Annotated in this window: 10 protein-coding genes; 2 read left to right on the top strand and 8 right to left on the bottom strand. The window is 57.7% G+C overall.

What is annotated here, in order from left to right; all coding sequences use genetic code 11:
- Window positions 1-63 precede the first annotated feature (63 nt).
- Window positions 64-351, top strand: coding sequence for a DNA-directed RNA polymerase subunit alpha C-terminal domain-containing protein (locus H1B37_RS34540; protein WP_353620914.1), 288 nt, complete (start codon window positions 64-66; stop codon window positions 349-351).
- 129 nt (window positions 352-480) lie between these two features.
- Here the strand turns inward: H1B37_RS34540 and H1B37_RS24860 are convergent, their stop codons facing one another.
- Together H1B37_RS24860 and H1B37_RS24865 are read right to left on the bottom strand one after the other, a co-directional pair.
- Complete coding sequence (locus H1B37_RS24860; protein ID WP_286178143.1) at window positions 481-633, bottom strand: hypothetical protein; 153 nt, start codon at window positions 631-633, stop codon at window positions 481-483.
- A 48-nt stretch (window positions 634-681) separates the two neighbouring features.
- Window positions 682-1,152 carry an Rrf2 family transcriptional regulator gene (locus H1B37_RS24865; protein WP_182869977.1) on the bottom strand — a complete coding sequence of 157 codons (471 nt, stop codon included), beginning with the start codon at window positions 1,150-1,152 and terminating at the stop codon, window positions 682-684.
- A gap of 86 nt (window positions 1,153-1,238) precedes the next feature.
- On the opposite strand from H1B37_RS24865, the gene H1B37_RS24870 reads away from it, so the two are divergent.
- Complete coding sequence (locus H1B37_RS24870; protein WP_182869978.1) at window positions 1,239-1,838, top strand: SAM-dependent methyltransferase; 600 nt, start codon at window positions 1,239-1,241, stop codon at window positions 1,836-1,838.
- A gap of 307 nt (window positions 1,839-2,145) precedes the next feature.
- On the opposite strand, the gene H1B37_RS24875 is transcribed toward H1B37_RS24870, so the two are convergent.
- From H1B37_RS24875 to H1B37_RS24905, 6 genes are all read right to left on the bottom strand, one after another.
- Complete coding sequence (locus tag H1B37_RS24875; RefSeq protein ID WP_220498360.1) at window positions 2,146-2,646, bottom strand: TIGR03067 domain-containing protein; 501 nt, start codon at window positions 2,644-2,646, stop codon at window positions 2,146-2,148.
- A 255-nt stretch (window positions 2,647-2,901) separates the two neighbouring features.
- On the bottom strand, window positions 2,902-3,228 hold the full coding sequence (locus H1B37_RS24880) for a nuclear transport factor 2 family protein (protein WP_182869979.1): 327 nt from the start codon (window positions 3,226-3,228) through the stop codon (window positions 2,902-2,904).
- 99 nt (window positions 3,229-3,327) lie between these two features.
- Window positions 3,328-4,212, bottom strand: coding sequence for an RNA polymerase sigma factor (locus tag H1B37_RS24885; RefSeq protein WP_182869980.1), 885 nt, complete (start codon window positions 4,210-4,212; stop codon window positions 3,328-3,330).
- 352 nt (window positions 4,213-4,564) lie between these two features.
- Window positions 4,565-4,951, bottom strand: coding sequence for a hypothetical protein (locus H1B37_RS24890; RefSeq protein WP_220498361.1), 387 nt, complete (start codon window positions 4,949-4,951; stop codon window positions 4,565-4,567).
- A gap of 36 nt (window positions 4,952-4,987) precedes the next feature.
- Window positions 4,988-6,628: a glycoside hydrolase family 140 protein gene (locus H1B37_RS24895; RefSeq protein ID WP_182869982.1), complete on the bottom strand. Its 1,641-nt coding sequence runs from the start codon at window positions 6,626-6,628 to the stop codon at window positions 4,988-4,990.
- Between the two features lie 443 nt (window positions 6,629-7,071).
- The coding region (locus H1B37_RS24905) for a hypothetical protein (protein WP_182869984.1) at window positions 7,072-7,595 on the bottom strand (524 nt) is incomplete at its 5' end.

A 7,595-nucleotide genomic window follows, 5' to 3' on the forward strand; every position in this document is an offset into this window, starting at 1 on the left:
TCTGTTACAAGCAGAGTCTGACTGAGGGACGAAACTTCTTTACGGCCGATGGAGCGTTGTGAGATGGCGAGGACACGGATTCCGTTAGACCGCGAGTGGGTCGCCGAGCAGAAAAAGACAGAATTGCTAGCGTCCGCGGTGGCCGAGCTTGACCTGGACGTTCGAACCGTAAACGGACTGGAGGAAGTCGGCGTCTTGTACGTCCGCGAGCTTGTGGAGCTAACTCGTGGTGAACTCGCCAGAATCCCAAACTTCGGTACCCGAAGTGTTGAACGAATTATTCAAGTGCTCGGTGAGCACGGGTTGGCAATTCGCAGCGACTCGATTTCTCCAGCGCGCAAAAAGCACTAGCAGCCCGCCGCAGCCTCGTTTTCGATTGGGCAGGACAGTCGCCGTCCTCTCCGAGGTCGGCGCAGCGCAAGGTTTCGCTTTATCGAGCCCGCCAAATTCGGAGAACACGGCGACTCTCCGAACACATCGTTAACCCGCATACGACACCCAACCTCTGAACGCGAAGCCGGCGTAGAACAGACTGACGTCCGAAAATCCGGCCTCGCCCAAAAGCGATTCGTCTTGCTCGGGATCGAGTATCGTCAGGTGAGAATCGATCGCGTCTCGAGCCTGCGATGCCATCTCGGGATCGACTCCGGGTCGTGAAAAACAGCCTTGAAAAAGTCATCGTTAGACTCCATGCGCGTTCCGTTTTGCGTTGAGTGGAATGCCTTTGGCCTTGAGTCGCTTGTGACAATCCGCACTCAGCGAGGCCAGCGTGACTTCACCAAGCCGCCGCAGCAACAGTTGCTCGGCTTCATCGAACGTTTTGCCGAGTGCAGCGTTCACGGACTGCTCCACCAGACACCCCGGCGATTCGGTGCGATTGCCGATCGCCAACAACGAAGGACTACCGACGGCCTGGTAAATGTCCAGCAACGTGACTTTGCGCAAGTCGCACGCCAAAGTCCAGCCGCCGCCATGCCCCTTCTCCGATCGCACGTAGCCCTGTTCGCGAAGCCCCGCCATCAGACGACGCACCACGACCGGATTGGTGTCCATGATCTTCGCCAAGTCACTCGACGTCACCGGCGGCTCGTCCAGTGCGGCCATGTGCAGCAGGATGTGCAGAACGCCGGAGAGCTTGCTATCTCGCTTCATGCAACTTATGTTATTACGTGACCGGCCGGTCGTCAAGTTTGATGCGTCCTGCACGGCCGCTCGACCACTAACGATGGAGATTCGGTATGTCACCACCAGATTGGAACGCGAGGTTCTCCGAAACCGAATTTGCATACGGCACGGAACCGAATTCGTTTCTCGCGAAAAATGCCCACCTGCTGATCGACCCCGTGCTTTCGATTGCGGAAGGCGAGGGACGCAACGCCGTCTTTCTGGCGACTCAGGGATTGCGCGTCCACGCGGTTGACGGTTCGGACGTCGGGCTCGCCAAGGCCGCGAAGTTGGCTGCGCACCAAGGCGTCTCGATCTCGACAGAAGTCACCGACCTGAATGACTTTCAACCCGAACCACAAACCTATGGCGGAGTCGTCTCGATCTTTGCGCACCTGCCATGTTCGATTCGCGACAAGCTGTACCCACTTTTGGTGCAATCATTGAAGCCGGGCGGCGTCCTGATCCTCGAAGCGTACTCCGAAAACCAATGTGATCGCGGCACGGGCGGGCCTGGCGATTTGGACCTGCTGATGACGCCCGCCAAGATCGAAAGCGAACTGACTGGACTGGAAACCATCCTGCTGCACGAAGCGGAACGCGAAGTGGTCGAAGGCAAGTATCACACCGGCATGGCCTCCGTCGTCCAATTCATCGGCAAAAAACTGGGCTAAGGCTGAGGCACAACGATTAAATGAATGGCGTAGCGAAACTCGCCAAAAGTTTCGATTCCGCGGAACTCGCCTGGCCCCAGCAGCTGACCGTCAGGCATCGCGCCCCGAATCATTCTGCCCCGAATCATTCTGCCCCGAATCATTCTGCCCCGAATCATTCTGCCCCGAATCATTCTGCCCCAAATCATTCTGCCACCCCTCTCCCAACGACGTGACAGCACACCGTCGTCGGGTGGAGAGGACGGAAAATATTGGAGGCGGCAGAATTGGCTGCACTGAAGGGACGATTCCCAGAAGCGCGTTTCCGCTACCTGCCATCGCCCAGCCGCCGAAGCTCCAGCACGACATCCGCGTTTGGCAGCTTGAACTCGCCCGGGCGAGGCTTTCCCGACCACTGCTTCTCCTTCCAGACACCGACGACACAGCAAACTTTCAACCTGTCGCCCTCCAATTCGTAGATTCCCAGAGCGTCGCCACCAGCCTTTTTCGATTCGTCCGAGCGGTGATCCCAGACTTTCGGCGTTGACGTCGGGTCGAGATCAAAGGTGCCGGACCACAGCTCCTGATTGCCTGCGTCCATCGCCGCGTAGGTTCGGTCTTTGCGAAAAACCAATCGCTTGGCATCGTTCGTAACTCCCGGCGGTTGCACGCCGACGATCTGCCAGTTTCCGGCGAAGGATTCCAGTGCATGCTCTATGGCCCTCGACTTAGTATCAGTCTCTGACTGAACCTCGCTGGGCTCGGAATCGTCCGCCATCGCGCCCGGGCACAAAGCCAAGACGACCAATGTGAATAGTGCTGATTTCATAGGTTTAGTACCAGAAAGGTGTAAAAGTAGAATGCCACGGGCCTTAAGCCAATACGCTGAGCCGTAGGCGCTAGCCTCGGGCCTTGCCGCCGTGTTCAAGGCGCATCAAGGCCCGCGGCTAGCGCCGTCGGCTCACAAAGCCCCTACCATTCGTGTGAAAATATGGACCGGTCGCTTCCCGCCGAAAGCGACGACGACAACGAGCTGATTGTCCCCGTCGCCGCTCAGACATCTCCGATGACGAAGGAGACGTGGCTACGGGGCGATCTCTAACGACGCGATTTGCTCACCCTCAAACTCGAAGACATACCTCAGGGCGACTGGGCTACCGGGAAAGTTTCCTGTCAGTCGACAGGTGACGACGCACTGGTCCTCCCGCTGCTCGCTCTTCAGCGGCTCGCAGGTGTAGACGTACTTCGTCGACGCGTTTTCTTTCCACTTCTGGATCTCTTGGCGGCCGCGATACGCGTGGCCTTCGTCCTTCACCACGGCATCGCCGGTGAAACAACGTGCAACGGCTTCGCCGTTTGATTCGTCCGCTTTGAAATAGCCGGCGACGGGTTCGGGGAGTTTGAGAGTCATGGCGATCCCTTCGAATGAGTGTGAATCGAGCAGCCCTTGCTGCCTCTTACTCATTGACACGGCTCGGAACCGACTGTGACGGGCGTGGGATCAAATTCCTCAATTTAGTCGCAGTGTTTTGCGCACCTCTTCCCGCTGGAGCATGCGTTGCAGCCAGTCAATTGCATTCTCTGACTGAAGAAACGGATGCTCTCGAAAGAGGGCGACGTGCTGTTGCTCGACCAGATCCTCGATCTCCCTGACCGTCTCACCCACCACATCTCGTATTCGTTGGACATGCCGCGAAGCAAACATCAACCGGTGCGGATCGACATGCCCAGCTTCGATGAAACCACGCGTTTTCTTGGGGCAGCGGCAGGGATTGTTCGCGTTGACCAGACCGCACTGGTGGTTCATGAAATGGTGCAGGTCACGGCGGGCCCGTGCGAGGCATTGGCGAAAATTGACAGCGGTCATCTCCAGAACTTCGCCGCCGACGCTGTCGCTCGCGCCCAGGATCTCGCCGAGCGTAAAGATCAACCGTTGCCTGCGATCCAAGCACAGCAGCATTCCCATCGTGCAGCTGTGCTTGGCTTCCTCGACCAAGACCGGGAGGGCTACGGGAACATGCTCAGGATCAGGCAGTTCCAAGTCCGGCGTGCCGGTGATCGCCTCACCATAGTCGGCAAAGGTCATTTCGTGAGCCTCTGCGTCGCGACGCTTCATGTTCAGAACATGATTGGCGGCGATCCGGTAAAACCATGTGCGAAACTTGCTCTCTCCCTTAAACGTGCTCAGTTTGGTGATCACTTTGACGAGCACTTCTTGGGTCACCTCCTCAGCATCTTGAGGGTGAAACACCATTCGGACCGAGATGTTATAGATCCATGCCTGGTGCCGCAAAACCAGCGTCTCCAGCGCGGCACGATCGCCACGGACGGCCAGATCGACCAGATCCGCATCCGAGACTTCGTCCGAATCGACCTCGCTGAACGGATTTTGCATGGCGGACCCCCGGTCGCCCAAAGTGATGAAATGAACAGACGATCACAAGCTTGGACACACCAGCAGCGACGGTGTGACAAATACCACCGAACAAATCCGAAAAAACTGTTTTGGTTGACCCAATTCGCCATGCGGCTATTCAAACGGGCTGCCGCCGAAAGGCCAATTTGCTGCACCTGACCACCGAAAGTCAAGCATCGGGGTGTCGCAATCGCTGCAACGACAGTACCGACGGTGACCGAGTTATCGACGGCCAGGACGACGGCCGCTTTGGACCGCGTTTCCTTAAACCACGGAGCAGTTAATCGCGGCCGCCCTGTTTTCGGTGACGGGGGACGCGAAAACCGGCTCGCTACGAGGTCAATCGATAGAAAGAATAAAGGCAGACGAGCCAATAGACCGGAACCAGCCACTGAGCTCGCAACAGCAGCCATGGCTGTTCCGTCGGCCGATCGCGTGGGGCCTCGGTCGCCGCATCGCTTTTGCCTTTGCTGCGTCCTCGAGAGTTGATGATGTATCGGGAGAACATTCCCAGCGCAGCGCCCGCCAAAAAGAACCCAAGATGCTCGGCAGCGGGGTCATTTCGACTCGAGTCGAATACTGTTTGCCCCATCAGCATCCAGAAGAAGAATCCAACGAAGCCACTCACCGCCGCGAGAGCTCGTTGCCACGCCGTCGCTTGTCGATACTCCAAGAACCGACCGATGCCCGCACCAATCGCAAGGGTTAGCAAGCCCATTTCTTTCACCATGGTGACCGTGTCGAACGCCGGCAGCTAGAGATGGAAAACGACTACGCATGGTTGACCTTCCATTCCGCTATTGATCGATGCCCGGCCGGTTTCCGGCAATCGCCCTTCACCAACCTGTTCGCCCGTCTGGGGATCGTACACGCGGTAGGAACGTGGGACTTCGGTCGAGATAATTGCGGTGCTGCCGCCATCGGGCAGATACAGGACAAACAGTTTGTCCGGGATCAGCAATCCTCGGCGTCCATAGGTGCACGTCCAATTCGGCTCCATCCCGGCAATCGGATACTGATTCAGAATTTTGGCCGCGATCCCAGGATACTTTGCGCCTTCGAATTGAAGTGCGTCTTCCCAACCAGCGCCCGGCGCGGTGCACCAATCGGCGTGCCCCGGCTCATCGCCCCGCAGCCGCCAGTTCCACAGGCTGGCGGCGCCATAGACGACCCCCATCGTTCCTCCAGAGCAAATGTTGCACCAGGCTTCGTGGCCCTGCCACCAACCGGACGCTTTACCCATCCTGCCAATATTCTCGTAGGTGGGCTCACCATTGGCGACTGCCTTGACGGGAAGGTTCCGCCACATATCGGCGACACGTTCCGGAACATGCTCTTCGTTGTGGCCGGTTTGACACCACTGAAAATCGAGCCACCGCTTGTCTTGATGGGTGCGGTTGAGGGCATGCGGTGAATAGTGAATGCCGGTCGGTTGCCCATAAGCATCCCAACGTTCGATCTCTTCGCCGGCACGATCCAGTTGGTCCAAGACGTTGGGATCGGTGGCCGGCCCGTCACCGCCGACCAGCCAAATCGCCGGTCGAGCACCGTACCGCGCGACGAGATACCGGCAATAGCGGGCGTAGTCATTGGCACTGACGCGGTTCCCCGCCGTCCCACCACCTTTCCAGCCGTATCCGTGAAAGACGGGCTGGTAGACCGGCGCGATCCCACGGCCCACCAGCACTTCGATCAGCTTATCAAAATACCGAAAATAATCGACGTTCAATTGCCGCAAACCTCCCTCTGGCAGGTCTTCAAAGCCCACGTCAAAACCACCATCTTTCGTCCGAGAACGAGGACCGGTTGTCTTGGAATCCGGCATCACGGTCATTAGCAACGCCGCGTTGAAACCTTTCGATTTCCGGTCTTCGGCATACTTGATCGTCTGTTCTACCGTAGCTCGCCAGGGGAGGGCCCACGGTGTGTCAGCGCACATCAATCGCGAGGTGCCGTCGGCATGAACCAGGTTCCGTTCTCCGGATCGAATCTGCCAAAACCCGTGATGATCAAAGATCGTATCAGGCTCCGAATTCGCGCTCGCTTGCAGCCTGCCGGATAGCCCATGCAGTCCCGCGTCGTTCGGTTGGCTTGCCGAAGTCCACTTCCAAACTCCCTGCGGCTTCGTGGATGCAAACCGAACTCGAAACGTTTGACCACCATCCCAGAACATCGGTCGACGGATCTTGGTTCCGTCGTCATGTTCGAAATCAACCCACCCCTGGCATTGGACATAGGCGTTGCGATACCGCTGTTTGGCGGTGAATTCGATCTCGATGGGTTGCCACTGAGGCGCGTGGGGCGACGCGGTTCTGCCCTCTTCATCCGCCCGGGCGATGATCGGAGCACTCAAGATCCCAATAAGAACCAGCAACCCAACCGTTCGTTTAAGCATTTGCAATTTTCCTGGACTCCAAATGGCATCGCCCCTCGTTCGGGCATATGAGACAGACAATCGGGTGACGCCCCGAGTCCATATCTTAACCCCAACGCGGACTATATTGGTTCCGCGTGAATTGGGGTCGATGGAGATCACGGTTATTCAACAGTGGTAGCAAAGTGGGGCTCAGGACGAAGAGAGCCTCCGTTTCAAAACGTCAAACAGTGGGATCCAGAACCAGATAGGCGGCAACGCTCAATCTTGCCAATGCTTTGCGGGCAATAAGGCAGCATTCTGTTGCACACCGTATGCCGAGTCAATGAATTGCCGACGCCCTCTCCGAGATTGTCGCTGGCGGAAGCTTCACTTCCGGGGGCGACGAGTTCGGACAACACGTCGACACTGGGAAAGCCGATGATGGAGCTGTGCCCGTCATCGCGAGCGATGGTGTCCTTTGATCAGGGCGATTCGTCCATGTCCGCATCATCCGTCTCGTCAGATTCCTCGCGGAGGGCTCGGCTGTAGTCGCTCAAGCGGGAATCGTCGAGATCAAGGAGAACCGACAGGTCGGAGACCCGGTAGCAAATCTGTGTGACAAGGTTGTCAACGTCTTGCTCCGTGTTCAATCCTTGCTCACTGGCGGTCTGTACCAATTGCCGGACCGCCATGCGGAACGAGTCCGCCGGCGTGGCTGCGTCAACGACTTTTATGGCGTCCTTGGCACTATCAATGAGCGAAGCGGCGTTGTCGGTGTCGGTATTCATTGCAGCGGCAACGCGTGTGAGCGGCCAATTCTCCGTGACGGCTTGCTGCAATACCTTGGCGTCATCGGGCATCAAGTCTTCGAAGCGGACATTGCCGATGCCCAAATGGTCGCGGTAGTTGGCAAAGCTGTAGCCGAAGATCTCAGCGGCAAGGAGGTGCTCTCGGCCCAGTGCGCCAGCCGTGCCGTCCCGCTCACGCTGGACACACTTCAAGACAG

Origin of the sequence: Stieleria mannarensis (assembly GCF_014154935.1) — a bacterium.
Taxonomy (GTDB): Bacteria; Planctomycetota; Planctomycetia; order Pirellulales; family Pirellulaceae; genus Stieleria; species Stieleria mannarensis.

Bases quoted from the DNA above. Each gene is read 5' to 3' on its own strand.
- H1B37_RS34540 (WP_353620914.1), top strand. From the start codon at position 64: ATGGCGAGGACACGGATTCCGTTAGACCGCGAGTGGGTCGCCGAGCAG.
- H1B37_RS24860 (WP_286178143.1), bottom strand. From the start codon at position 633: ATGGCATCGCAGGCTCGAGACGCGATCGATTCTCACCTGACGATACTC.
- H1B37_RS24865 (WP_182869977.1), bottom strand. From the start codon at position 1,152: ATGAAGCGAGATAGCAAGCTCTCCGGCGTTCTGCACATCCTGCTGCAC.
- H1B37_RS24870 (WP_182869978.1), top strand. From the start codon at position 1,239: ATGTCACCACCAGATTGGAACGCGAGGTTCTCCGAAACCGAATTTGCA.
- H1B37_RS24875 (WP_220498360.1), bottom strand. From the start codon at position 2,646: ATGAAATCAGCACTATTCACATTGGTCGTCTTGGCTTTGTGCCCGGGC.
- H1B37_RS24880 (WP_182869979.1), bottom strand. From the start codon at position 3,228: ATGACTCTCAAACTCCCCGAACCCGTCGCCGGCTATTTCAAAGCGGAC.
- H1B37_RS24885 (WP_182869980.1), bottom strand. From the start codon at position 4,212: ATGCAAAATCCGTTCAGCGAGGTCGATTCGGACGAAGTCTCGGATGCG.
- H1B37_RS24890 (WP_220498361.1), bottom strand. From the start codon at position 4,951: ATGGGCTTGCTAACCCTTGCGATTGGTGCGGGCATCGGTCGGTTCTTG.
- H1B37_RS24895 (WP_182869982.1), bottom strand. From the start codon at position 6,628: ATGCTTAAACGAACGGTTGGGTTGCTGGTTCTTATTGGGATCTTGAGT.